This window comes from Aquabacter sp. L1I39 (assembly GCF_017742835.1).
GTDB lineage: Bacteria > Pseudomonadota > Alphaproteobacteria > Rhizobiales > Xanthobacteraceae > L1I39.
In genome coordinates, this window is record NZ_CP072392.1 from 2,205,627 (window position 1) to 2,230,253 (window position 24,627).

The following is a 24,627-nucleotide window of genomic DNA, read 5'->3' on the forward strand; positions in this document are numbered from 1 at the left end:
GGCCGTCCCTCGCGGAACGGCCTTCTGCTTTGTCGTCTGGGCGTGCGCCCGGTCTCACTCCGCCGCGTCGAGCGGGCCTTCCACCATCGGCTGCCCACCTTCGGACTGCTCGCGAGTGGCGACGATGAGGTCGTCGCGGGAGTTCGCCACGGCACGCAGACGGTTCATCTGGGCGCCGGTGCCGGCCGGGATGAGGCGGCCGACAATGACGTTCTCCTTGAGGCCTTCCAGCGGGTCCACCTTGCCGTTGACCGCCGCTTCCGTGAGGACGCGGGTGGTCTCCTGGAAGGAGGCCGCGGAGAAGAAGGAGCGGGTCTGGAGGCTCGCCTTCGTGATGCCGAGGAGCACGGGATGGCCGGTCGCGGGCTTCTTGCCCTCTTCCACAGCCTTCTCGTTGGCCTCGACGAACTCGATGCGATCCACCTGCTCGCCATCCAGGAAGTCGGTCTCGCCCGCGTCGTCAATCTCCACCTTCTGGAGCATGTTGCGGACGATGACTTCGATGTGCTTGTCGTTGATGTTCACGCCCTGGAGCCGGTAGACCTCCTGGATCTCGTTGACGAGGAAGGCCGCAAGCTCTTCCACGCCCTTGATCGCCAGGATGTCGTGCGGCGCCGGGTTGCCGTCCACCAGGAAGTCGCCCTTCTCCACCACGTCGCCGTCCTGGAGATGGATGTGCTTGCCCTTGGGGATCAGGTACTCGACCGTATCCCCGCCGTCAGACGGCTCGATGGTGAGGCGGCGCTTGTTCTTGTAGTCGCGGCCGAAGCGGACCGTGCCGGAGACTTCCGCGATAATGGCGGCATCCTTCGGACGACGGGCCTCGAACAGCTCCGCCACGCGCGGCAGACCGCCCGTGATGTCGCGGGTCTTGGCGCTTTCCATGGGCACGCGGGCCACCACGTCGCCGGCCCTGATGCTCTGGCCGGGATCCACCGAGATGATGGCTTCCACGGGCAGGGCATAGCGGGCGTCACCGCCGCGGGCCAGCTTGATGACCTTGCCGTCGCCACCCTTGATGATGATGGCGGGACGCAGGTCCGCGCCGCGCACGGCACGGGTGTCCGTGACCACGCGCTTGGCGATGCCGGTGGCCTCGTCGATGGCCTCGTTCATGGACTGGCCTTCGACCAGGTCCTCGAAGCCAACGGTTCCGTCCACCTCGGTGAGAATGGGACGGGTGTAGGGGTCCCACTCGGCGATGCGCTGGCCGCGCTTCACCGTGTCGCCCTCGTCCACCTTCAGGCGCGAGCCGTACTGGACGCGGTTCACCGCGCGCTCGGTGCCGTCCACATCGACGATCACCACCGCGAGGTTGCGGCCCATGACGATGAGGTCGCCATCCGAGTTCCGCGCCACGTTGCGGTTGCGGATGCGGATGGTGCCCTCGAAGTTGCTCTCCACGAAAGACGAGTCCGCCAGCTGGGCGGCGCCGCCGATATGGAAGGTGCGCATGGTGAGCTGGGTGCCCGGCTCGCCGATGGACTGCGCCGCGATGACACCAACCGCCTCGCCCATGTTGACGGGCGTGCCACGGGCCAGATCGCGCCCATAGCAGGTGCCGCACACGCCGTTGCGAGTCTCGCAGGTCAGCACCGACCGGATCTTGATTTCCTGGATGCCAGACTTGTTGATCCGATCGATGTGCGGCTCCTCGATCATCTGCCCCTTGGGCACGATGATGGCGCCGGTGGCCGGCTCGACCACGTCTTCCACGGCGGTACGGCCGAGGACACGGGAGGCGAGCGAAGCCACCACCTGTCCACTGTCGACGATGGCGCGCATGTGGATGCCATTCGTCGAGCCGCAATCGCGCTCGGTGATGATGGAATCCTGCGCCACGTCGACGAGACGACGGGTGAGATAGCCTGAGTTGGCCGTCTTCAGAGCGGTGTCGGCAAGGCCCTTACGCGCGCCGTGGGTGGAGTTGAAGTACTCCATCACGGTCAGGCCTTCCTTGAAGTTCGAGATGATCGGGCTCTCGATGATCTCGCCCGACGGCTTGGCCATGAGGCCACGCATGCCGGCAAGCTGCTTCATCTGCGCGGGCGACCCACGCGCTCCGGAGTGGGACATCATGTAGATCGAATTGATCTGCTTGTCCCGGCCCGTCTTCGGGTCCTTCTTGACCGAAGAGATTTCCTTCATCATCTCGTCGGCGATGCGGTCGGTGCACTTGCCCCACGCATCGACGACCTTGTTGTACTTCTCGCCCTGGGTGATCAGGCCGTCATTGTACTGCTGCTCGTACTCCTTCGTCAGGGCACGAGTCTCTTCCACCAGGTCCCACTTCTTCTTCGGCACGACCATGTCGTCCTTGCCGAAGGAAATGCCGGCCCGGAAAGCGTTGTAGAAGCCCAGCGCCATGATCCGGTCGCAGAAGATCACGCTCTCCTTCTGACCGCAGTGACGGTACACCGCGTCGATCATGTTGGAGATTTCCTTCTTCGTCATCAGCTTGTTGACGACGTCGTAGGGAACCTTCGGGTGCTTAGGCAGCAGCTCGCCGATCTTCATGCGGCCAGGCGTGGTCTCGTAGATCTTGGAGACCTTGTTGCCGTCCGCATCCACGCCGATGTAGCGGCCGCGGATCTTGGTGGCCAGCGTGATGGACTTGGCCGCCAGCGCGTGGTCGATCTCGCCCATGTCCGCGAACGCCATGCCCTCGCCGGGCTCGTTGTCGCGCATGATGGACAGATAATAGAGACCCAGCACGATGTCCTGCGAGGGCACGATGATGGGCGCGCCGTTCGCCGGATGCAGGATGTTGTTGGTGGACATCATGAGCACGCGCGCCTCAAGCTGGGCTTCCAGCGAGAGGGGAACGTGCACGGCCATCTGGTCGCCGTCGAAGTCCGCGTTGAAGGCCGAGCAGACCAGCGGGTGAAGCTGGATCGCCTTGCCCTCGATCAGCACCGGCTCGAAGGCCTGGATGCCGAGGCGGTGCAGCGTCGGGGCGCGGTTGAGCATCACGGGATGCTCGCGGATGACCTCGTCCAGGATATCCCAAACCTCGGGACGCTCCTTCTCCACCAGCTTCTTGGCCTGCTTGACGGTGGCCGAATGGCCCTTGGCATCGAGGCGGGCATAGATGAAGGGCTTGAACAGCTCGAGCGCCATCTTCTTAGGCAGGCCGCACTGGTGCAGCTTGAGCTCGGGACCCACCACGATCACGGAGCGGCCGGAATAGTCGACGCGCTTGCCGAGCAGGTTCTGGCGGAACCGGCCTTGCTTGCCCTTGAGCATGTCGGCGAGCGACTTCAGCGGGCGCTTGTTGGCACCCGTGATGACGCGGCCGCGGCGGCCGTTGTCGAACAGCGCATCCACCGCTTCCTGAAGCATGCGCTTCTCGTTGCGGATGATGATGTCCGGCGCGCGCAGCTCGATGAGGCGCTTCAGGCGGTTGTTGCGGTTGATGACGCGGCGATAAAGATCGTTCAGGTCCGACGTGGCGAACCGGCCACCGTCCAGCGGGACGAGCGGACGCAGGTCCGGCGGGATCACCGGCACATGGGTGAGGATCATCCATTCCGGCTTGTTGCCGGAGAGCTGGAAGGCCTCGACGATCTTCAGGCGCTTGGCGAGCTTCTTGGGCTTCAGCTCGGTGGTGGCCTCGGAAATCTCCACACGCAGGTCGGCGGCGATCTTTTCCAGGTCCATGGAGCGCAGCAGCTCGCGGATGGCTTCCGCGCCGATCATGGCGGTGAAGCTGTCCTCGCCATACTCGTCCTGGGCGCGCAGATAGTCGTCCTCGGACAAAAGCTGGCGATACTTGAGGGGGGTCAGGCCCGGCTCAAGCACCACGAAATATTCGAAATAAAGGATGCGCTCCAGGTCCTTGAGCGTCATGTCGAGCAGCAGGCCAATGCGGCTCGGCAGGGACTTCAGGAACCAGATATGGGCGACGGGCGCGGCCAGCTCGATATGGCCCATGCGCTCGCGGCGCACGCGCGAAAGGGTGACCTCGACGCCGCACTTCTCGCAGATGATGCCCTTGTACTTCATGCGCTTGTACTTGCCGCACAAGCACTCATAGTCCTTGATGGGCCCGAAGATGCGCGCGCAGAACAGGCCGTCGCGCTCGGGCTTGAAGGTCCGGTAGTTGATGGTCTCAGGCTTCTTGATCTCGCCATAGGACCAGGAGGCGATCTTCTCGGGGCTCGCGATCGAGATCTTGATCTGATCAAAGGTCGGAGCCGGGGTCGCCGGATTGAAGAGATTCATCACCTCTTGATTCATCGCCGTCTCCTTCGGCTCGGCCGGGTGGCCCCCTCATGCCGCCTGAGGGGGACCGGCCGGAAAAATCGTGTCACATCGCGGCGGCGCAGGCTCACCGCCTGCGCCCTTGGATGAACGCGGCCTTATTCGGCCGCGGGCAGGTTCTCGCGGGTGCCGGGGGCGACGTTGCGCCCGGTCTTGGAATTCACCAGCTCGACGTTCAGGCCGAGCGAGCGCATTTCCTTCACCAGCACGTTGAAGCTCTCGGGGATGCCGCTCTCGAACGTGTCCTCGCCGCGCACGATGGCCTCGTAGACCTTGGTGCGGCCGGCGACGTCGTCCGACTTCACGGTGAGCATCTCCTGCAGGGTGTAGGCCGCGCCATAGGCCTCCAGCGCCCACACTTCCATTTCGCCGAAGCGCTGGCCGCCGAACTGCGCCTTGCCGCCCAGCGGCTGCTGGGTGACGAGCGAGTAGGGGCCGATGGAGCGGGCGTGGATCTTGTCGTCCACCAGGTGATGCAGCTTCAGCATGTAGATGTAGCCGACCGTCACGTTACGGTCGAAGGGCTCGCCGGTGCGTCCGTCATAGAGGGTGGACTGGCCGGACGGGTTGAGGCCCGCCTTCTCCAGCTGCGCCTCGATGTCGGCCTCGCGGGCGCCGTCGAACACCGGGGTGGCCATGGGGACACCCTTGCGCAGGTTCTCCGACAGCTCGATCAGCTCGTTCTGCTTCAGCGGCTCGATCTCGGCCTTGCCGTAGACGGTCTCGAGCGCGCCACGCAGCTTGGCCTCGTCGTGCGCCGCATAATAAGCGTCGACCGCCGCAGCCACCTGGCGACCAAGGCCCGCACAGGCCCAGCCCAGATGGGTCTCGAGGATCTGGCCCACATTCATGCGGCTCGGCACGCCCAGCGGGTTCAGCACGATGTCCACATTGGTGCCGTCCTCAAGGAACGGCATGTCTTCCACGGGGACGATGCGCGAAACCACGCCCTTGTTGCCGTGACGGCCCGCCATCTTGTCGCCGGGCTGGATCTTGCGCTTCACCGCGACGAAGACCTTGACCATCTTCATCACGCCCGGAGGCAGCTCGTCGCCGCGCTGGAGCTTTTCGACCTTGTCGAGGAAGCGCTGCTCAAGACGCTTCTTGGACTCGTCATACTGGGCGCGCATGGCCTCAATCTCACCCATGAGGGTGTCGTCGGCCACCGCGAACAGCCACCACTGCGAGCGCGGGGTATCGCCCAGCAGCTCCTTGGTGATTTCCGTGTCCTTCTTGAAGCCCTTGGGACCGGCAATGCCCGGCTTGCCCGAAAGCATCTCGGACAGGCGCCCGAAGACGTTGCGGTCGAGGATCGCCTGCTCGTCGTCGCGGTCCTTGGCGAGACGCTCGATCTCCTCGCGCTCGATGGCCAGCGCACGCTCGTCCTTGTCGACACCGTGGCGGTTGAACACGCGCACTTCCACCACCGTGCCCGTCGTGCCCGGAGGCAGGCGGAGCGAGGTGTCGCGCACGTCGGCGGCCTTCTCGCCGAAGATGGCGCGCAGGAGCTTTTCTTCAGGCGTCATCGGGCTTTCGCCCTTGGGGGTGATCTTGCCCACCAGGATGTCGCCGGCGCGCACTTCCGCGCCGATATAGACGATGCCCGCCTCGTCGAGATTCTTCAGCGCCTCTTCCGAGACGTTGGGAATGTCGCGGGTGATTTCCTCCGGCCCGAGCTTCGTGTCGCGGGCCATCGCCTCGAACTCCTCGATATGGATCGAGGTGAACACGTCGTCCTTGACGATATTCTCCGAGAGCAGGATCGAGTCTTCGAAGTTGTAGCCGTTCCAGGGCATGAACGCGACGAGCACGTTCCGGCCCAGCGCCAGCTCTCCCAGCTCCGTGGACGGGCCGTCGGCGATGATGTCGCCGCGGCGCACCTGGTCACCCACACGCACCAGCGGACGCTGGTTGATGCAGGTGGACTGGTTGGAGCGCTGGAACTTCATCAGCCGGTAGATGTCGACGCCGGACTTGGAGGCGTCGGTCTCTTCCGTGGCGCGGATAACGATACGGGTGGCGTCCACCTGGTCCACCACGCCGGTACGGCGGGCGGCGATGGCCGCGCCCGAGTCGCGGGCGACCACGGCTTCCATGCCGGTGCCCACCAGCGGCGCCTGCGAGCGCACCAGCGGCACGGCCTGACGCTGCATGTTGGAGCCCATGAGCGCGCGGTTCGCGTCGTCGTTCTCAAGGAACGGGATCAGCGCGGCGGCAACGGACACCAACTGCTTGGGCGACACGTCCATGAAGTCGACGCGGTCTGGCGACACCAGGAGCACGTCGCCCGCATGGCGGCAGACCACCAGGTCTTCCTCGAACTTGCCATTGGCATCGAGCGGGATGTTGGCCTGCGCGACGTAGTACTTCCCCTCCTCCATGGCGGAGAGATAGACCACCTCGTCGGTCACATGCCCGTCCACCACCTTGCGGTAGGGGGCCTCGATGAAGCCGTACTTGTTGACGCGGGCGAAGGTCGCCAGCGAGTTGATCAGGCCGATATTCGGGCCTTCCGGCGTCTCGATGGGGCAGATGCGGCCATAGTGGGTCGGGTGCACGTCGCGCACCTCGAAGCCCGCCCGCTCGCGGGTCAGACCGCCCGGGCCAAGCGCCGAGAGGCGGCGCTTGTGGGTGATCTCGGAGAGCGGGTTGGTCTGGTCCATGAACTGCGAGAGCTGCGAGGAACCGAAGAACTCGCGCACCGCCGCCGCAACCGGCTTCGCATTGATGAGGTCCTGCGGCATCACGGTATCGATGTCGACGGACGACATGCGCTCCTTGATGGCGCGCTCCATGCGCAGCAGGCCGACGCGGTACTGGTTCTCCATGAGCTCGCCGACCGAGCGCACCCGGCGATTGCCGAGATGGTCGATGTCGTCGATCTCACCCTTGCCGTCGCGCAACTCCACCAGGGTGCGGATCACCGAGAGGATGTCCTCGCGGCGCAGCACGCGCACGGTGTCCGGGCAGTCCAGGTCCAGGCGCATGTTCATCTTCACGCGGCCGACCGCGGAGAGGTCATAGCGCTCGGCATCGAAGAACAGCGAGTGGAACATGGCCTGGGCGCTGTCGAGCGTCGGCGGCTCGCCCGGGCGCATCACGCGATAGATGTCGAAGAGGGCATCCTCGCGGGTCATGTTCTTGTCGGCCGACAGCGTGTTGCGGATGTAGGCACCCGTGTTCACGTGGTCGATGTCGAGGATCGGGATGTCGTTATAGCCGGTTTCCTCGAGAAGCTTGAGCAGCTTCTCGGTGACCTCGTCGCCCGCTTCCGCATGGATCTCGCCGGTGGCGGCGTCCACGAGGTCCTCGGCGATATACTGGCCGATCATCTCCTCGTCGGAGATCTTGAGGGCCTTCAGGCCCTTCTCGGCGAGCTGGCGGGCGGCGCGCACGGTCAGCTTCTTGCCGGCCTCGACCACCACTTCGCCGGTGTCCGCGTCCACCATGTCGGAGACGGCCTTGTAGCCCTTCATCCGCTTGGGATCGAACGGCATGCGCCAGCCGTCCTTGGCGCGGGAATACTGGATCTTCTGGTAGAAGGTATCCAGGATCTCTTCCGCGTCGAGGCCGAGCGCATAGAGCAGGCTCGTCACCGGAATCTTGCGGCGACGGTCGATGCGCGCATAGACGATGTCCTTGGCGTCGAACTCAATATCGAGCCAGGACCCACGATAGGGGATGATGCGCGCCGCGAAAAGGAGCTTGCCCGAGGAATGGGTCTTGCCCTTGTCATGGTCGAAGAAGACGCCCGGCGAGCGGTGCATCTGGGAGACGATGACGCGCTCGGTGCCGTTGACGATGAACGTGCCGTTCATGGTCATGAGCGGGATGTCGCCGGTATAGACGTCCTGCTCCTTGATGTCCTTCACGGACTTGGCGCCGGTGTCCGGGTCCACATCGAACACGATGAGGCGCAGCGTGACCTTCAGCGGGGCAGCAAACGTCATGCCGCGCTGGCGGCACTCGTCCACGTCATATTTCGGGGGCTCGAACTCGTAGCGCACGAACTCCAGCATGGCGGCGCCGGAAAAGTCGGAGATGGGGAATACCGACTTGAACACGGCCTGGAGACCGTCGTCCGCGCGCCCGCCCTTCGGCTCTTCGATCTGCAGGAACTGGTCATAGGACGCCTTCTGAACCTCAATGAGGTTCGGCATCTCAGCGACTTCCTTGATCTTGCCGAAGAATTTGCGGATCCGCTTGCGACCGGTGAACGTTTGCGCCATCTCGATCCTCGTCCGTCCTGGTCCTTGGGGTCCGGCCCTCCTGGACGCTCTCCTGCAAGGAAAGCAGCCGTGCCGGCCCATCGACCCCACACCGTCCGGCCGGAAAGGTGGGGGCGAAGCGCCATCCCTTTCCAAGCCGCGACGGCTCTCCGGACCGCCTGCCCCTTCAGGCCGTCCGGAGAGCCGTCCCCCTCGTCCCATCCGCCGTCCATGAACGGCGAAACAGGCGGCCCCGGAAACCGGGGCCGCCCACTTTCAAAAGCTCACTTGAGCTCGACCTTGGCGCCAGCCTTCTCGAGCTGGGCCTTGAGCTTCTCGGCTTCGTCCTTGGACACGCCTTCCTTGACGGGCTTGGGCGCGCCTTCGACCAGATCCTTGGCTTCCTTGAGGCCCAGGCCGGTGATGGCGCGGACTTCCTTGATGACCTCGATCTTCTTGTCGCCGGCAGCCGCGAGCACCACGGTGAACTCGGTCTGCTCTTCGACGGCCGGAGCGGCAGCAGCCGCGCCGGGGGCAGCCGCAACCGCGACGGCGGCAGCAGCGGAAACGCCCCACTTCTCCTCGAGGAGCTTCGCGAGCTCGGCGGCCTCGAGAACGGTCAGGGAGGACAGCTCGTCAACGAGCTTGGTCAGATCAGCCATTGTCGTTTCTTTCTAGATAGGTTCGAAATTCAGGTTTGCGAGATCCAACCGCCTCACGCGGCTTCGTCCTGCTTGGCATAGGCCCCAAACACGCGCGCGAGCTTCGCAGCAGGCGCCGTGGTGAGCTGGGCGATCTTGGTAGCCGGGGCCTGGATGAGGCCGACCAGCTTCGCACGCAGCTCGTCAAGGGACGGCATGGTGGCGAGCGCCTTCACACCGTCAGCATTGAGGGCCGTCTTGCCCATCGCGCCGCCGAGGATGACGAACTTGTCGTTACCCTTGGCAAACTCGACGGCAACCTTCGGCGCCGCCACCGGATCGCTCGAATAAGCGATGATGGTGGGTCCCTTCAGAAGGGACGCCACATGGGCGACGTCGGAGCCTTCCAGAGCGATCTTGGCGAGGCGGTTCTTCGCCACCTTCACGGTCGCACCCTCGGCCTTCATCTGTCGACGAAGCTTCGACATCTGGGCCACGGTGAGGCCGGAATAGTGGGCCACCACGACGACCGAAGTGGTCTTGAACACTTCGGCGAGCGTCGTGACGAGCTCTTGTTTTTCCGCTCGATCCACGTCTGGCTCTCTTTAAGCCTGTGGCGGAACCAGAGACTGGCTCCACCGGTTGCACCTTGCCGCCCGAACGCAAGTGACCTGCCCATTGGACATGCCGCTCGCGGAACGCGCGACGCTCAATGCCCTGTCCCCTCGGATCCGGGTCACCGGCCACAAGGTGCTGGTTCGAACCGATCTGTTGCGGCAGGCTCAAGGCCGCCGCGCGAAATCCGTCTTCCCCGTCTATGCTGGCCCTCCAGGGGACCTTCCGGGCGGAAGGTCTGGCGAGGATTAAGCCACGCACAAGCGTGGCGCCTGCAGTCTCGGACAGGACTTCTGCCCGCCCGCCTCCTCGGCCGAAACCTGAGAGTCAGACGAACATAAAGGCCGGGAGGGCGAACCCTTCCAGCCCCTCCGACGCCGTCTCCGGCGTGGAAGCCATAAGCCCGCCTCGCCTTTCGGCAACGCGGGAACAGGGCTTATATAAGGTCAAGGCCGGCTTGTCACGCCCTCCCGCACTTTTTTCTCTTGACGCGGAAGCCGTCCTGTTACAGCCGCCCCGCCCCTCCCCGGCTTCGCAAGGCGCGCCCGAACGGCGGCGCAAAGGCTTTTGGGGCAAGGATTCCGCGCAGCACCCCCGGCGGCGCCGACCCGCTTCCGCCGCAGCCCGCAAATGCAGAAAGGCCGGGCGCAGGGCCCGGCCTTTCAAATGCTCACACAGAATCGCGGGTGGGCGATTCTCGTCCGATCAGGCGACCAGAACGGTGGAGGGCTCCACCTTGATGCCCGGGCCCATGGTGGACGACACCGCCACGCGCTGCACATAGGTGCCCTTGGCGCCGGTGGGCTTGGCCTTCACAACCGCGTCCACGAAGGCGCGGATGTTCTCGGCCAGCTTGTCCTGCGCGAAGGAGGCCTTGCCGATACCGCCGTGGATGATACCGGCCTTCTCGACGCGGAACTCCACCGCGCCGCCCTTGGCGGCAGCGACGGCGCCCTTCACGTCCATGGTCACGGTGCCGACCTTCGGGTTCGGCATCAGGCCGCGCGGGCCGAGCACCTTGCCGAGGCGGCCGACGAGCGGCATCAGGTCGGGGGTGGCGATGCAGCGATCGAAGTCGATCGTGCCGCCCTGGATGGTCTCCAGCAGGTCCTCGGCGCCGACAATGTCAGCCCCGGCGGCCTTCGCCTCGTCCGCCTTGGCGCCACGGGCGAACACCGCCACGCGCACCGTGCGGCCCGAGCCGTTGGGCAGGTTGCAGACGCCGCGGACCATCTGGTCCGCATGACGGGGATCCACGCCCAGATTGATCGCGACCTCAATGGTCTCGTCGAACTTGGCGGTGGTGCGCTCCTTCAGGAGGGCGAGCGCCTCATCCAGAGAATAGAGCTTGGTGCGATCAATACCCTCGCGGGTGGCGCGGACGCGCTTGCCGTGATTCGCCATGATGCTCACCCCTGAACCTGGAGGCCCATGGAGCGGGCCGAGCCTTCGATCATCTGAAGCGCGGACTCAACGGTGTCGCAGTTCAGATCCTTCATCTTCTTCTCGGCGATCTCGACCATCTGGGCGCGGGTCACCTTGCCGACGGTCGCACCCTTGCCGGGGGTCTTGGAGCCGGAGCCGGGCTTCTTCTTCGTCTCGAGGCCGGCGGCCTTCTTGAGGAAGTAGGAGACCGGAGGGGTCTTCAGCTCGAAGGTGAAGGAACGGTCCTGGTAGACCGTGATCACGACGGGGATCGGCATCCCCTTCTCTTCCTTCTGCGTGGCGGCATTGAACGCCTTGCAGAATTCCATGATGTTCAGGCCGCGCTGACCGAGCGCGGGGCCGATGGGCGGCGCCGGGTTGGCGCTGCCAGCCGCAACCTGCAGCTTGACGTAACCGGTAATCTTCTTCGCCATCTTAAACTCCCGTGAAACGCCGAAAAGCCCGCAGGTGCGGGCCAGCCGGCCAGGAATGCGTGGTCTGGATCTTGGAGGTGCGTGGCGAAACGCCCGCCTCACCTCCCACGCCACGTGCGGGGATGCCTCCCCGTCCGCATTCCCCAGAAGATGCAAGGCACCCTCAAGGGAGGCGCCTCCTTATCGGATGAGCGCCCTGGATGCAAGGGCAGAGCACGTGAGCGCCCCGCCAATGCCCTTCTGCCTACATCTGATCGAAATCGATCACCACCCGCGCGCTGGTGGGGTGGGCCTGGCAGGTGAGGATGAAGCCCGCCTCCAGCTCCCAGCCTTCCAGCGAATAATTGAGGTCCATCTCGGCGGAGCCCTCCACCACCTTGGCGCGGCAGGTGGAGCACATGCCGCCCTTGCAGGCGAAGGGAAGGTCCATGCCAGCCCGCAGCGCCGCGTCGAGGATCGCCTCGCCTTCCGCCACCGGCACGTCGCGGCGCTTGCCGTCGACGATGAGGGAGGCCACATGCGCGGGGGCGGCTTCCGGGACAATGACGGGCTTCACGCGCGGCTTGCCGCCATAAGCGGAGACGAAGCGCTCCACATGCACCTTTTCCGGCGGCAGGCCGAGATCCTTCAGCGTGCCTTCCAGTTCGTCGATCATGGCGGTCGGGCCGCAGACGAAGGCATGGTCCACGGCGGCGGCCGGCACCATGGCGGTGAGCAGCAGGCGCACCTTCTCCCCATCGAGGTGTCCGTTCAGCACGGGCAGGTCCTGCTCTTCCCGCGAGAGCACGTGGAACACCGAGAGGCGGCCCAGGAAGCGATCCTTCAGCTCCTCCAACTCCGTGCGGAACAAAATGTCGGAGGTCGTGCGGTTGCCGTAAAAGAGATAGAAGCGGCTGTCGGGCTCGCGCGAGAGCACCCCGCGGGCGATGGACAGGACGGGCGTGATGCCCGAGCCGGCCGCGAAGGCCACATGGATGCGGCCATTGCCGGGATCACCCTCCAGGCCGAAGCGGCCCGTGGGGGTCATCACGTCGATGGTGTCGCCGGCGGCAAGGTTCGCATTCACCCAGCCGGAGAAGACCCCGCTCTCCACCTGCTTCACCGCCACCCGCAACTCGCCGTCATCGGGCCCGGAGCAGATGGAATAGGAGCGACGCACCTCTTCCCCATCGATGGTGGTGCGCAGGGTGAGATATTGACCGGGCGCGAACGCGAAGTCGGCGGCCAGATCATCCGGCACGGCAAAGGTGATGGACACCGCCTCCGGCGTCTCCCGGCGCACCTCGCGCACGGTGAGCGCGTGGAACTTGGGCACGGCGCGCCCCGCGACGGGGGGAACGAGCGGGCTGCCGCCGGTCGCGGCATTGGTCTCAATGGCGGTGGACATGGCGTTTCCCGTTCAATGGCATTTGAAATAGTCGAAGGGTTCCCGGCAGGCGTTGCAGCGCCACAGGGACTTGCAGGAGGTTGAGCCGAAGGCCGCGATCTCCGACGTGTCGGTGGCGCCACACTGGGGGCAGGCCACTTGGTCCTCGCCGAACAGCGCCCGGCGCCCTCCCCCCTGGGCGGGAGGGGCGATGCCATAGGCGCGCAGCTTGTCGCGGCCGTCCTGGCTCATCCAGTCGGTGGTCCAGGCGGGCGAGAGCACCGTCTTGACGGTGACGGGGCCAAGCCCCGCTTTCTCCAGCGCCAGCTCGATCTCCAGCGCGATCATGTTCATAGCCGGGCAGCCGGAATAGGTGGGGGTGATCAGCACCTCGATCCGCCCATCCGCCAGCCGCACGTCCCGCAGCACGCCGAGATCGGCGATGGTGAGGACCGGGATTTCCGGGTCCGTCACCTGGCCCGCCACGGCGCGGGCGCTCTCCAGGAGGCGCGCCTCCGGCCCGGTTCCGGTGCCGGAGAGCGCCCCGAGGGGCTGGTTCACCAGGTCGCCCCGGGGAAGGTGCGCTGGAGATATTGCAGCTCGGTGAGCAGGTGGCCGAGGTGCTCGGAATGTCGGCCCTGCCGCCCGCCCTTGTGCATCCAGGTGCCGGCGGGAAGGGTCAGCGTCGCCTCGGCGAGCACCGCATCCACCTTGGCCTTGAATCCGGTCCGCAGCGGCTCGGGGTCCACCGCCACGCCCGCCTCGATCAAGGCGCGCTCGGCGGCATCCACCTCGAACAGCTCGCCGGTGAAGGCCCAAAGCTCGTCCACCGCCGCCTGGGCGCGCCTGTGGCTCTCGGCCGTGCCGTCGCCGAGGCGGATGATCCACTCGGCGCAATGGCGCACATGATAGGCGCTTTCCTTCTCCGCCTTGGCGGCGATGGCGGCCAGCGTCGCGTCGGACGAGCCCATCAGCGCCCGACAATAGGGATCGATGAAGGCGGAATAGAAGAACTGGCGCACCATGGTGCGCGCGAAGTCCCCGTTGGGCTGCTCCACCAGGAGCAGGTTCTGGTAGTCCCGCTCTCCGCGCAGATAGGCGAAGGCGTCCTCGTCATGGCCCGCGCCTTCCACTTCGCCCGCATAGGTATAAAGCGCGCGCGCCTGGCCGATGAGGTCGAGGCCCATATTGGCGAGCGCCATCTCCTCTTCCATGAGGGGGGCATGCCCGCACCATTCGGAGAGGCGATGGCCGAGGATCAGCGCATCGTCGGCGCGGCGCAGCAGATAGCGCACAAGCGGAATGTCCGCCACTTGGATGCTGGAGGTGGCCATGATGTGTCCTCTTGCCGTTTCCCTTGCCCTGTCTTCTTCTGAACGTGCCGGGCCCGCTCACATGTGTCCGACTTCCTCGGGCACTTCGTAGAAGGTGGGGTGGCGGTAGATCTTCGAGGCCGTGGGCTCGAACATCATGTCCTTGTCCGCCGGGTCCGAGGCCGTGATGGCATTGGAGGGGACCACCCAGATGGACAGGCCCTCGCCACGGCGGGTGTAGAGGTCACGGGCCGCCTGGAGGGCGAGGGTGGCATCGGCCGCGTGCAGCGAGCCCACATGCTTGTGGGCCAGGCCATTGCGCGAGCGGATGAAGACTTCCCAGAGCGGGATGGCATTGACGGGCATTGCGTTTCCTCCTGTTGGCAGACGGCCCCACCTGTCGCTCGGGGCGTTCACTGCGTTTGGCGGCGACATCGTTGGTTTATTCGTGCGGGTGCCGCCGGACTCTCGCCCCGCTCACCCTCTCCCCACCTGGAACTCCCCTCTCCCGCAATGCGGGGGAGGGAGAGGGAGGGGGCCATCCGGGAGCAGGCCCGGCGATGTCATGCGGAGCCCTGCCCCTCACCATCCACCAAAGCCTTCCCCCTCCACCGTTCCCCCTCCCCGACCCTCCCCCGCAAGCGGGAGAGGGGGCGCGTCGTGCTTGGGTCAGGCGGCGGCCTTGGCCTTGCGCTTCTCGGCGAAAGCGAGCGCGGCATCGCGCACCCAGGCGCCATCGTCGTGCGCCTTGCGGCGGGCGGCCATGCGGTCGCGGTTGCAGGGGCCGTTGCCGGCGATCACCTGCTTGAACTCCTCCCAGTCGATGGCGCCGTACTCCCAGTGGCCGGTCTCTTCGTTGAGCTTGAGATCCGGGTCGGGAAGGGTGAGGCCCAGATAATGGGCCTGCGGCACCGTGGCATCGACGAACTTCTGGCGCAGCTCGTCATTGGAGAAGCGCTTGATCTTCCAGCGGGTGGAGGCGTCCGAATGCTGGCTGGCCGCATCGGGCGGGCCGAACATCATCAGGCAGGGCCACCACCAGCGGTTCAGCGCGTCCTGCGCCATCTCCTTCTGCTCGGCGCTGCCCTTGGCCAGCGTCAGCATGATCTCGTAGCCCTGGCGCTGGTGGAAGGATTCCTCCTTGCACACCCGGATCATGGCGCGGGCATAGGGGCCGTAGGAGCAGCGGCACAGCGGGATCTGGTTCATGATCGCCGCGCCGTCCACCAGCCAGCCGATGGCGCCGATGTCCGCCCAGGTCAGGGTCGGGTAGTTGAAGATGGACGAATATTTCGCCTTGCCGGAGAGGAGCTGGTCCACCAGCTCCTCGCGCGAGGTGCCCAGCGTCTCGGCGGCCGCGTAGAGATAAAGGCCATGGCCGCACTCGTCCTGCACCTTGGCGAGCAGGGCCGCCTTGCGGCGGAGCGAGGGGGCGCGGGTGATCCAGTTGCCCTCGGGCAGCATGCCGATGATCTCGGAATGGGCATGCTGGGAAATCTGCCGGGTCAGCGTCTTGCGATAGGCGGCCGGCATCCAGTCATTGGGCTCGATGCGCTGCTCATCGTCGATGCGCGCCTGAAAGCGCGCGAGCAGCGCGGCATCTTCCAGCGTGCGGTCATTGGCGTCGGGATTGGCGTTGAGAGCCTGCGTGTACATGCGGTCCTCCCTATCTTGGAAGGATTATATGTGACGAAATTTAAGATCACAAGTGATTTTTGTAACATGTTTAGGACCGGTGGCGCAGAACTGCCGCCCGGCGCACCTTGCATTCCAGCCTTGCCCACTCCGGGCCTTGCAGGACCCTGCCCCCTCCCCCGCCCTCCCCCGCTTCGCGGGAGAGGGGGTGCTGGCGCGCCCGGCGGCACACCTCCGCACCAAGCCGCCGGCCTCCCTCCTGCACTGTCCCGCCCCCTCTCCCGCTTGCTGGGGAGGGGGAGGGCTGGGCGGTTGGCACGCGCAGCAGACGTCCACGGCATGCTGCCTCGGAAAGAGAAAGCTGCCATGCCGCCGCCGGCCTCGCTTTCGCTTCACGGCCTCGTGTATGGTCCGCGCCCCACCGCAACCTGGAAGGACGCCATGAGCACCGAAGGCGATTATGTGTATGACGAAGCCACCGGCGAATGGCTGAGCCCCGAGGATGCCGCCGCCCGGAAGGCTGAGGCCGGCTCCGGCGTCGAGGTGCGCGACGCGCTGGGCAACCTGCTGCAGGACGGCGATAGCGTGACCCTGATCAAAGACCTGACGGTCAAGGGCGCGGGCCAGACGCTGAAGCGCGGCACCGTCATCAAGACCATCCGCCTCACCGGCGACGCGCAGGAGATCGACTGCCGCTATCCCGGCATCAAGGGCCTAGTGCTGCGCGCGGAGTTCGTCAAGAAGGTCTGATCGCCGGCCCTATCGGGGGCCGTTTCGGACCGTCCCATATCGCACCCGAAATGGAAGCAATTTCACTTGCATGGGACGTCATGAGCCATTTGCATCCCGCCGCCATTCTGCGCAGTCTGGATGCAATAAATAAGGGGGCGGCCCATGACTGAGATGCGCACCGAAACCGACAGCCTGGGCGAAGTCCAGGTTCCCGCCGACAAGCTCTGGGGCGCGCAGACGCAGCGCTCCCTGGAGCATTTCAGCATCGGCAAGGACCTGATGCCGCGGGAGATGATCACCGCCTACGCCACCCTCAAGAAGGGCGCGGCGGCGGCGAACCACAAAGGCGGGCGCCTGCCGGACGAGCAATTCAAGCTCATCACCGCCACCTGCGACGAGATCCTCGCCGGCCAGCACCACGACATGTTCCCGCTGCATGTGTGGATGACCGGCTCGGGCACCCAGTTCAACATGAATGTGAACGAGGTGATCTCCAACCGCTGCTGCCAGATGGCGGGCAACCCGCTGGGCTCGAAGACGCCGGTCCATCCCAATGACCACGTCAACATGTCCCAGTCCTCCAACGATTCCTTCCCCTCGGCCATGCATGTGGCGGTGGGCGTGAACGCCACCACGCGCCTCATCCCCGCCGTCACCGCTCTGCGCGATGCCATCACCGCCAAGGCAGAGGAGTGGAAGGACATCGTCAAGATCGGCCGCACCCACATGCAGGATGCCACGCCCCTGACGCTCGGTCAGGAATGGTCGGGCTATGCGGGCATGCTGACCGACGATCTGGAGCGCATCGACGACGCGCTGAAGGGTGTCTATCGCCTGGCGCTCGGTGGCACGGCGGTGGGCACTGGCATCAATGCCGCCCCCGGCTTTGCCGAGGCGGTGGCGGCGGAGATTGCCGCCCTCACCGGCCTGCCTTATGTGACCGCGCCCAACAAGTTCACGGTGCAGGGCGCCCATGACGCGCTGGTGCAGTTCTCCGGCACGCTGCGCACGCTCGCCGCCTCACTCTACAAGATCGGCAACGACATCCGCCTCATGTCGTGCGGCCCGCGCGCTGGCTTTGCCGAGTTGATCATCCCGGAGAACGAGCCCGGCTCCTCCATCATGCCCGGCAAGGTGAACCCCACCCAGGCCGAGGCACTGACCATGCTGGCCGTGCAGATGATGGCCAATGACGTGGCGGTGGGCTTTGGCGGCGCCAGCGGCTATCTGGAGATGAACGTCTACAAGCCGCTGATGATCTTCAACATCTGCAACTCGATCACGCTCGCCACGGACGGCTGCACCAATTTCCGCCGCTTCCTGGTTGAGGGCACCAAGCCGAACCTGAAGAAGATCGCCGAATATGTGGACCGCTCGCTGATGCTGGTGACGGCCCTTGCCCCGGTGATCGGCTATGACAAGGCCTCCAAGATCGCCCACCACGCCATGGACAACGACCTCACCCTGAAGGAGGCGGCGCTGGAACTGGCCTATGTCACCGAGGACGAGTTCCACCGCGTGGTGGACCCGACCAAGATGGTGAAGCCCTACGTGGCGCACGAGGGCGACTGAGCCCCGTTCTTTCCCCCGCGCCGGTGACTTCCTGCCGGGCGGCCGCTCCATGGCCGCCCCGTCCCGTTTCCAAGGACAGCATTGGGGCCTTCCATGACCGCTTCCGGCTTTTCCCTCCTGCACGATTCCGAACTCAATCGCGGCAGCGCCTTCGCCGTGGAGGACCGGGCGCGCCTCGGCCTCGAAGGCCTGCTGCCGCCCGGCGCCGATACGTTGGAGACCCAGGTCGCCCGCGTGCACCTGCAATTGGAGCAGCTCGATAACGACCTGCAAAAGTACCTGCTTCTGAGCGATCTCCAGGCCCGCAACCAGACGCTCTATTACGCCACGCTCATGTCCGACCCGGCCACCTTCATGCCGCTGGTCTATACCCCCACCGTGGGCGAGGCCTGCCAGAAGTTCGATCATTTCCTGCGCGCCACGCGCGGCCTCTATCTGCCCATCACCGCCAAGGGGCGGCTGAAGTCCCTCATCGCCAACTGGCCGTACAAGGACATCCGCTTCATCGTGGTCACCGACGGCGAGCGCATCCTCGGCCTCGGCGATCTCGGCGTGAACGGCATGGGCATTCCGGTGGGCAAGCTTGCCCTCTATACGGTGTGCGCTGGCGTGCCCCCGGAAATGACGCTGCCCATCACCCTGGACGTGGGCACCAACAACGCCACCTATCTGGACGACCCGCTTTATCTCGGTCTGCGCCAGCAGCGGGTGCGCGGGGCGGAGTATGACGCCTTCATCGAGGAATTCGTCACCGCCATCGCCGAGCTCTATCCCAAGTGCTGCATCCAGTGGGAAGACTTCGCCAATTTCCACGCTGTGCCCATCCTGGAGCGCTACAGGGACCGCACCTGCACCTATAATGACGACATCCAGGGCACGGCGGCGGTGGCGGTGGCGGGCATCTATGGCGCCCTGCGCATCTCCAAGGAGAAGCTTACCGACCAGACCTTCCTGTTCCTGGGCGGCGGCTCGGCTGCCACCGGCATTGCCGAACTGATCAGCGAGGCCATGGTGCTGGAAGGCGCCACCATCGAGGAGGCGCGGGCGCGCTGCTGGCTGTTCGACATTAACGGCCTGATGGTGTCCTCGCGCACCGACGTCGCCGACTTCCAGAAGCCCTTCGCCCATGACCATGCGGCGATCAGCTCGTTCGTCGAGGCCATCGAGCAGTTGAAGCCCACCGGCATTGTGGGCGTCTCCACCGTGCCCAAGCTGTTCAATCAGGCGGTGATCGAGGCCATGGCCAGGATCAATGCCCGGCCCATCATCTTCCCCTATTCCAACCCCACCTCGCGCTCCGAATGCACGGCGGAAGAGGCCTATAAGTGGTCGGAAGGGCGGGCCATCTTTGCCTCGGGCAGCCCGTTCCCGCCGGTGAAGCTCGGCGACAAGACCTTCATCCCCGGCCAGGGCAACAACGTCTATATCTTCCCGGCCATGGGCATGGCCGTGCTGGCCACCCAGGCCACACGCGTCACCCAGGACATGTTCATCGTCGCCGCCCAGGCGGTGGCCGAACTGGTGACGCAAGAGGAGCTGGACAGCGGCCTCATCTATCCGCCCCAGCACGACATCCGCGCCGCCTCCCTCCATGTGGCCGCGCGCATTGCCGAGCGGATCTTCGACAATGGCCTTGCCCGCGTGGAACGGCCCGCCGACATCGCCGCCCATATCGAGGCCATGGCTTATCAGCCCGCCTATCCGGCGGTCTGATTATGGGGGATGCATCGCCGGCCGGCGAGGAAGAGGTCATCGCCCTGCTGCGCGCCTGCGCCCGTCTTCTGTTCTGCAACGGACAGACCACGGAGCGCACGGTCCGCAACCTCACGCGGCTCGCCGACCATTTCGGCCTGACGCTCTCGGTCGGCGCCCGTTGGGGCGAGGTGGCGCTGCGGTTCGAGCGGCCAGAGCGGGGCGAGTGGCTGGAAATCGTGCCCGCCATCCCCGCCGGCGTGGAGATGCACAAGGTCACCGAGACCTTGAAGATGATGGACGCGGTGCGAGCCGGTTCACTTGGCCCCTCGGATGCCCTCGCCCGGATCAAGGACGTGGAGCACCTGCCCCCCGTCTCCCTGCTGCGCTTCGCCGGCCTTGCCGGTGCCGGCGCTGCGGCGCTGTCGGTGATCTTCGGCGCCACCGATCCCGTCACGATCCTCCTCGTCTTCATCAGCGCCTTTGCCGGGGCGTGCGTCCGGCGGTGGCTGGCGCGGGTGGCGCCCACGCCCCTGCCCCAGCCGCTGGCGGCCGCCTTTCTCGCCGGCCTCATTGCCGTGGGGGTCGGGCATCTGCTGCCCTCCAGCGCCGTGTTCGTCATCGCGCTCTGCCCCTGCATGGTGCTGGTGCCGGGCCCCCATCTCCTGAACGGGGCCATTGATCTCGCCCGCATGCGCGTGCCCTTGGCCATCGAGCGCCTGGCCTTTGCCAGCCTCCTGGTGCTGCTCATCACGGTGGGCCTGCTGGCGGGCCTCTCGGTGGGCGGCCAGAGCATTCCCCTGACAGCGGGCGGCGCCAGCGTCGCCTTGCCGGTGGACATGATCGCGGCGGCCATCGCGGTGGCCGCCTATGGCACCTTCTTTTCCATGCCCTGGCGCTGGCTGCCTCTGCCCATGGCAGTGGGCATGGTGGCGCATGCGCTGCATTGGGGCGTGCTTGCGATGGGGGGCGGCGCGGCGCTCTCGTCCTTCGTCGCCTGCCTCTTTGTCGGCGCGGTGGTGACGCCGTTGAGCAACCGCCTGCACTTGCCCTTCGCGGCCTTCGCCTTCGCCTCGGTGGTGTCGCTGATCCCGGGCTCCTTCGTGTTCCGCATGGCGGACGCCCTGATCGGCATGGCCAATGCGGGCCCGGCCGCGGCGCCGCAATTGCTGACGGCCGCCGCCGTCTACGGCACCACATCGGTGGCGGTGATGGTGGCCATGGCCTTCGGCCTCATCCTGCCGAAGATGCTGATCGAGGACATCGATCCGCCGAAGGACACCTGACCGCCCCGCGGAGCCGGCGCGTCACGCCCGGAAGCGCCGCCGCAGGTCTGCGGCCGGGGGTGGAAGGGCGCCGTGCTCGTTCACCCCATGGGCATCGAGCCAGCGCTCCGATCCCTCCACCAGCGCGCCGTAAATGTCCGCGCACAAGGCACGGGCCGCCGCGCCCGGCCAATCGGCGGGCAGGATCTCGGCCGGCAGGAGCGGATCGCGCAGCACGATGCGCCGGTATTCATGGATGAGCAGAACCCGCGCCACCAGCCGGTCGAGGTCGCTCATGCCGCCACCATCCGCCAGCGCCGCGCCGAGCGGACCGAAGACGGCCAGGAAACGCCCATAGGCTTCGCCGGTCTGGGCCAGCGGCCAGGCGCGGGCGGCCAGGGTGCGCGCCTCATCCGGCCCGCCTCGGGCTTCCACATGGAGGCTGTCGGCCGCCTCGCTGGGCACGGCCGCTCCGCCGGGCGCGATCCAAACGCCCGCGGCCGGCGAGCCGAAGCCGGCATCGGACAAGGCTTCGCGCAAGCCCTCGCGGCTGGAAATGCCATCCAGGAACAGCATCTCGAAATGCCCGCGCCAGTCCGGCGGACGCTGGGCATAGATGTGCGCGCTCGCCCGCCGGAAGGTCTCGCGGCCCTTGTCCGCCAGTCGGTAGAAGGAGTTGCGGCCGATGCGCGTGCGCTCCAGCCAGCCATCGGAGGCCAGGCGCGAGACGGCCGTGCGCACCACCCCGTCGGCGATCCCCATGGCATTGAAGAAGGCCAAGAGCGTGCCCAGCCACACGCTGCCGCCGCGCGGCACGATGGCATCGCCATAGATGGTGATGATGATGGACCAGGTGCGCGAGGGCTCGGCCCGCACATGGTCGAGGATCTGGTTCAGCGCCGCTTGGGTGGGCGAGGAGGCGTCCGGCATGGATGCTCCATAGCGCTGGAAGGGCCGAACCGGAACCCGTCAGACGCCGGCGCGTGGAGGGAGGCCGGCCTCAGTCCCGCGAGGCTGCCGCGCGCGGCCGGGCCGCGGCGCGCTTGCGGGGCTTGGCGGACGGCGCGGGAGTGGGCGAAACCGCCGCCTTCGCGGCCTTGCTCTCGGCCTTCGCCTCGGTGACCTCGCCCTGCCCCGCGCTCTCCGCCGGCGCGGGCGTGCCGACAACAGCCACCGCCTCCTGCGCCCCCGCCTGGAGCAAGGTGGTCACGAGGCGCGCATATTCGGCGCGCGAGAGGCCTTTGCCGTCCCGGAACCACAGATAGTGCCAATTGAGCATGCCGAAGAGCGACATGGTCAGGGGCTTCAGCATCGGCCCCCGCCCCACCTGCGGCACCGCCTCGGCCAGCGCGTCGGAGAAGATGCGCACCAGCACGCGCTCCAATTCGCGCAGCACGTCCTGCTTTTCCTGCGGCAGGAGCTTCAAGTTGGCGATCTGGATCTGGTGCTGCGAATCGGCATCCCGATAGGCCTCCAGCAGGCCGGCGGAAATGGCGAACAGGCGCTCCTGCGGATCGCGCGCGCCGGCGGCCGCCTCCTCCACCACCTGGATGAGGGCGTCCAGATGGTCGGAGATGATGTCGAAGAGCAGCGCTTCCTTGTCGGGATAATAGTGATAGAGCAAGGCCTTGGAGACGCCGCAGGCATCCGCGATCATGGTGATCGAGGTGCCGGAATAGCCGAACTGCGCGAACAGCTCGGCCGATTTGTGCAGGATCGCCAGCCGCTTGGTGTCGTAATCCTGGGCGCGTGTGCGGGCCATCCGTTTCCCAATCCCAACCTTCAGGCGCACGCCAGCCGCGAAGGGAGAGCCGCTCACAACGGCCGGCGCGGCGCGCGCTGAAATCCCGCATATCAAAGATTGTCCGGCTGGTCGATCAATTGCGTTGCGCGGCGTTTTTGACCTCGATCAAATCCGCACGGATATGATTGACCAATCGGTCGGTTAATCTTACAGTGAAGTCGTCGCTCCTCCCCAAAGGTCAGGCCGCAAGGCCCCTGGGGTGGGCGGACGCTTGGAGGCGGGCCAACCCGCCCTTGCGACGGTCAGGTCTGGACCTTTTGGAGGAACGCCACATGGGTATGTCCGTCTTCGGACGGTGGACGCTGCGCGCTGCCGCCTTCGCTGCCGCGCTTTCCACTTCCGCCTTTGCCGCCGAGCCCGTGAAGATCGGCTCCGTCGTATCGGCCACCGGCCCCGCCGCCTTTCTCGGCGACCCGGAAGCCAAGACGCTGAAGCTCTATGTGGAAGAGCTGAACAAGAAAGGCGGCCTGCTCGGGCGCCCGGTGGAGCTGGTGCTCTATGACGATGGCGGCGATGCCAACAAGGCGCGCACCTTCGCCACCCGCCTCGTGGAAGACGACAAGGTGATCGCCATGGTGGGCGGCACCACCACGGGCACCACCATGGCCATGATCCCCGTCTTCGAGGACGCCAAGATCCCCTTCATTTCGCTGGCCGGCGCCATCGAGATCGTCGAGCCCGTGCGGGCCTTCGTCTTCAAGACCCCGCACACGGACAAGACCGCGTGCCAGAAGATCTTCGAGGACATGAAGGCCAAGGGCATCACCAAGATCGGCATGATCTCGGGTACGGACGGCTTCGGCAAGTCCATGCGCGCCCAGTGCCTGAAGGTGATCGGCGACTACGGCATCACCGTGCTGGTGGACGAGAATTACGGCGCCACCGATTCCGACATGACGCCCCAGCTCAACAAGATCAAGAACACCGCCGGCATCCAGGCGGTGCTCAATCCCGGCTTCGGCCAGGGCCCGGCCATCGTGACGCGCAATTATGCCCAGCTCGGCATCGCGCTGCCGCTCTATCAGAGCCACGGCGTCGCCTCCAAGAGCTTCATCGACCTGGCCGGCCCCGCCGCCGAGGGCGTGCGCCTGCCCGCCCCCGCTCTGCTGGTGGTGGACAAGCTGCCCGACAGCGATCGCCAGAAGGCCATCGGCGCGGCCTACAAGGCGTCTTACGAAAAGGCCACCGGCCAGCCCGTCTCCACCTTTGGCGGCTACGGCTTCGACGGCATCCAGCTCCTGGTGAACGCCATCGAGAAGTCCAAGTCCACCGACCCGCAGAAGATCCGCGACGCCATCGAGGCCACCAAGGACTATGTGGGCGTGACCGGCATCTACACCATGTCCGCCACCGACCATCTGGGCCTTGGCACGGACAGCTTCCGCATGCTGGTCATCAAGGGCGGCGACTGGGTGATGGAAGCCAAGTAGGCTTTTGGGGGCCCGTTCCCAGCCCTCCCCCTCCCTGGCCCTCCCCCGCAAGCGGGAGAGGGAAATCCGCCGGGATTGAACACGTTCGGCCCAGTCTCGGCACCCGATCCCCGTCCTGCCAAGCTCCCTCTCCCGCGAGAGCGGGGGAGGGTTGGGGAGGGGGCGCCGGGCGGAGGGGGCGCCGGGCGGAGCCTTGGAGGGTCAGCCCGCCCCGATCGCACCCGTGTCCGAA

The 24,627-nt window shown here is 66.1% G+C and carries 18 protein-coding genes; 5 read left to right on the forward strand and 13 right to left on the reverse strand.

Going from position 1 to position 24,627, the window contains the following annotated elements; genetic code table 11:
• Window positions 1-54: 54 nt before the first annotated feature.
• The 11 genes from rpoC to paaA form a co-directional block, all read right to left on the reverse strand.
• Window positions 55-4,239 (reverse strand): DNA-directed RNA polymerase subunit beta', encoded by a 4,185-nt coding sequence (gene rpoC / locus J5J86_RS09620; RefSeq protein WP_209104656.1) that lies wholly within the window; start codon window positions 4,237-4,239, stop codon window positions 55-57.
• A 122-nt stretch (window positions 4,240-4,361) separates the two neighbouring features.
• Window positions 4,362-8,492, reverse strand: a complete 4,131-nt coding sequence (gene rpoB / locus J5J86_RS09625) for a DNA-directed RNA polymerase subunit beta (protein WP_209104657.1) — start codon at window positions 8,490-8,492, stop codon at window positions 4,362-4,364.
• Window positions 8,493-8,755: 263 nt separating this feature from the next.
• A complete protein-coding gene (gene rplL / locus J5J86_RS09630) occupies window positions 8,756-9,133 on the reverse strand; it encodes a 50S ribosomal protein L7/L12 (protein ID WP_209104658.1) in 378 nt (125 codons plus the stop codon).
• A gap of 53 nt (window positions 9,134-9,186) precedes the next feature.
• Window positions 9,187-9,705: a 50S ribosomal protein L10 gene (gene rplJ / locus J5J86_RS09635; RefSeq protein ID WP_209104659.1), complete on the reverse strand. Its 519-nt coding sequence runs from the start codon at window positions 9,703-9,705 to the stop codon at window positions 9,187-9,189.
• Window positions 9,706-10,432: 727 nt separating this feature from the next.
• The gene (rplA, locus tag J5J86_RS09640) at window positions 10,433-11,131 is read right to left on the reverse strand and encodes a 50S ribosomal protein L1 (protein WP_209104660.1); all 699 of its coding nucleotides are present in this window, start codon (window positions 11,129-11,131) and stop codon (window positions 10,433-10,435) included.
• A gap of 5 nt (window positions 11,132-11,136) precedes the next feature.
• Window positions 11,137-11,586 (reverse strand): 50S ribosomal protein L11, encoded by a 450-nt coding sequence (gene rplK, locus J5J86_RS09645; protein WP_209104661.1) that lies wholly within the window; start codon window positions 11,584-11,586, stop codon window positions 11,137-11,139.
• Window positions 11,587-11,830: 244 nt separating this feature from the next.
• The gene (gene paaE, locus J5J86_RS09650) at window positions 11,831-12,973 is read right to left on the reverse strand and encodes a 1,2-phenylacetyl-CoA epoxidase subunit PaaE (RefSeq protein ID WP_209104662.1); all 1,143 of its coding nucleotides are present in this window, start codon (window positions 12,971-12,973) and stop codon (window positions 11,831-11,833) included.
• A gap of 12 nt (window positions 12,974-12,985) precedes the next feature.
• Window positions 12,986-13,456 carry a 1,2-phenylacetyl-CoA epoxidase subunit PaaD gene (gene paaD, locus J5J86_RS09655; RefSeq protein ID WP_209105336.1) on the reverse strand — a complete coding sequence of 157 codons (471 nt, stop codon included), beginning with the start codon at window positions 13,454-13,456 and terminating at the stop codon, window positions 12,986-12,988.
• Window positions 13,457-13,509: 53 nt separating this feature from the next.
• Window positions 13,510-14,286 (reverse strand): 1,2-phenylacetyl-CoA epoxidase subunit PaaC, encoded by a 777-nt coding sequence (gene paaC / locus J5J86_RS09660; RefSeq protein ID WP_209104663.1) that lies wholly within the window; start codon window positions 14,284-14,286, stop codon window positions 13,510-13,512.
• 57 nt (window positions 14,287-14,343) lie between these two features.
• Window positions 14,344-14,631, reverse strand: coding sequence for a 1,2-phenylacetyl-CoA epoxidase subunit PaaB (paaB, locus tag J5J86_RS09665; RefSeq protein WP_209104664.1), 288 nt, complete (start codon window positions 14,629-14,631; stop codon window positions 14,344-14,346).
• Window positions 14,632-14,934: 303 nt separating this feature from the next.
• Window positions 14,935-15,921, reverse strand: a complete 987-nt coding sequence (gene paaA / locus J5J86_RS09670; RefSeq protein WP_209104665.1) for a 1,2-phenylacetyl-CoA epoxidase subunit PaaA — start codon at window positions 15,919-15,921, stop codon at window positions 14,935-14,937.
• Window positions 15,922-16,341: 420 nt separating this feature from the next.
• Here paaA and J5J86_RS09675 point away from each other — a divergent pair, with 420 nt between their 5' ends.
• The 4 genes from J5J86_RS09675 to J5J86_RS09690 all read left to right on the forward strand — a co-directional run bounded on the left by J5J86_RS09675 (window position 16,342) and on the right by J5J86_RS09690 (window position 21,182).
• Window positions 16,342-16,650, forward strand: coding sequence for an alkylphosphonate utilization protein (locus J5J86_RS09675; RefSeq protein ID WP_209104666.1), 309 nt, complete (start codon window positions 16,342-16,344; stop codon window positions 16,648-16,650).
• A 144-nt stretch (window positions 16,651-16,794) separates the two neighbouring features.
• On the forward strand, window positions 16,795-18,204 hold the full coding sequence (fumC, locus tag J5J86_RS09680; RefSeq protein WP_209104667.1) for a class II fumarate hydratase: 1,410 nt from the start codon (window positions 16,795-16,797) through the stop codon (window positions 18,202-18,204).
• A 93-nt stretch (window positions 18,205-18,297) separates the two neighbouring features.
• Window positions 18,298-19,917 (forward strand): NAD-dependent malic enzyme, encoded by a 1,620-nt coding sequence (locus J5J86_RS09685; protein WP_209104668.1) that lies wholly within the window; start codon window positions 18,298-18,300, stop codon window positions 19,915-19,917.
• A gap of 2 nt (window positions 19,918-19,919) precedes the next feature.
• Window positions 19,920-21,182, forward strand: a complete 1,263-nt coding sequence (locus J5J86_RS09690; RefSeq protein ID WP_209104669.1) for a threonine/serine ThrE exporter family protein — start codon at window positions 19,920-19,922, stop codon at window positions 21,180-21,182.
• Window positions 21,183-21,203: 21 nt separating this feature from the next.
• Here J5J86_RS09690 and paaX read toward each other — a convergent pair whose 3' ends face one another.
• Together paaX and J5J86_RS09700 are read right to left on the reverse strand one after the other, a co-directional pair.
• Window positions 21,204-22,091 (reverse strand): phenylacetic acid degradation operon negative regulatory protein PaaX, encoded by an 888-nt coding sequence (gene paaX / locus J5J86_RS09695; protein ID WP_209104670.1) that lies wholly within the window; start codon window positions 22,089-22,091, stop codon window positions 21,204-21,206.
• Window positions 22,092-22,161: 70 nt separating this feature from the next.
• On the reverse strand, window positions 22,162-22,923 hold the full coding sequence (locus J5J86_RS09700; protein WP_209104671.1) for a TetR/AcrR family transcriptional regulator: 762 nt from the start codon (window positions 22,921-22,923) through the stop codon (window positions 22,162-22,164).
• Window positions 22,924-23,237: 314 nt separating this feature from the next.
• On the opposite strand from J5J86_RS09700, the gene J5J86_RS09705 reads away from it, so the two are divergent.
• Complete coding sequence (locus J5J86_RS09705) at window positions 23,238-24,395, forward strand: ABC transporter substrate-binding protein (protein ID WP_209104672.1); 1,158 nt, start codon at window positions 23,238-23,240, stop codon at window positions 24,393-24,395.
• Window positions 24,396-24,627 lie beyond the last annotated feature (232 nt).

Excerpts from the sequence above, each read along its gene's own strand:
- rpoC (WP_209104656.1), bottom strand. The coding sequence starts at position 4,239 with ATGAATCAAGAGGTGATGAATCTCTTCAATCCGGCGACCCCGGCTCCG.
- rpoB (WP_209104657.1), bottom strand. The coding sequence starts at position 8,492 with ATGGCGCAAACGTTCACCGGTCGCAAGCGGATCCGCAAATTCTTCGGC.
- rplL (WP_209104658.1), bottom strand. The coding sequence starts at position 9,133 with ATGGCTGATCTGACCAAGCTCGTTGACGAGCTGTCCTCCCTGACCGTT.
- rplA (WP_209104660.1), bottom strand. The coding sequence starts at position 11,131 with ATGGCGAATCACGGCAAGCGCGTCCGCGCCACCCGCGAGGGTATTGAT.
- rplK (WP_209104661.1), bottom strand. The coding sequence starts at position 11,586 with ATGGCGAAGAAGATTACCGGTTACGTCAAGCTGCAGGTTGCGGCTGGC.
- paaE (WP_209104662.1), bottom strand. The coding sequence starts at position 12,973 with ATGTCCACCGCCATTGAGACCAATGCCGCGACCGGCGGCAGCCCGCTC.
- paaC (WP_209104663.1), bottom strand. The coding sequence starts at position 14,286 with ATGGCCACCTCCAGCATCCAAGTGGCGGACATTCCGCTTGTGCGCTAT.
- paaB (WP_209104664.1), bottom strand. The coding sequence starts at position 14,631 with ATGCCCGTCAATGCCATCCCGCTCTGGGAAGTCTTCATCCGCTCGCGC.
- paaA (WP_209104665.1), bottom strand. The coding sequence starts at position 15,921 with ATGTACACGCAGGCTCTCAACGCCAATCCCGACGCCAATGACCGCACG.
- J5J86_RS09675 (WP_209104666.1), top strand. The coding sequence starts at position 16,342 with ATGAGCACCGAAGGCGATTATGTGTATGACGAAGCCACCGGCGAATGG.
- fumC (WP_209104667.1), top strand. The coding sequence starts at position 16,795 with ATGACTGAGATGCGCACCGAAACCGACAGCCTGGGCGAAGTCCAGGTT.
- J5J86_RS09685 (WP_209104668.1), top strand. The coding sequence starts at position 18,298 with ATGACCGCTTCCGGCTTTTCCCTCCTGCACGATTCCGAACTCAATCGC.
- J5J86_RS09690 (WP_209104669.1), top strand. The coding sequence starts at position 19,920 with ATGGGGGATGCATCGCCGGCCGGCGAGGAAGAGGTCATCGCCCTGCTG.
- paaX (WP_209104670.1), bottom strand. The coding sequence starts at position 22,091 with ATGCCGGACGCCTCCTCGCCCACCCAAGCGGCGCTGAACCAGATCCTC.
- J5J86_RS09700 (WP_209104671.1), bottom strand. The coding sequence starts at position 22,923 with ATGGCCCGCACACGCGCCCAGGATTACGACACCAAGCGGCTGGCGATC.
- J5J86_RS09705 (WP_209104672.1), top strand. The coding sequence starts at position 23,238 with ATGGGTATGTCCGTCTTCGGACGGTGGACGCTGCGCGCTGCCGCCTTC.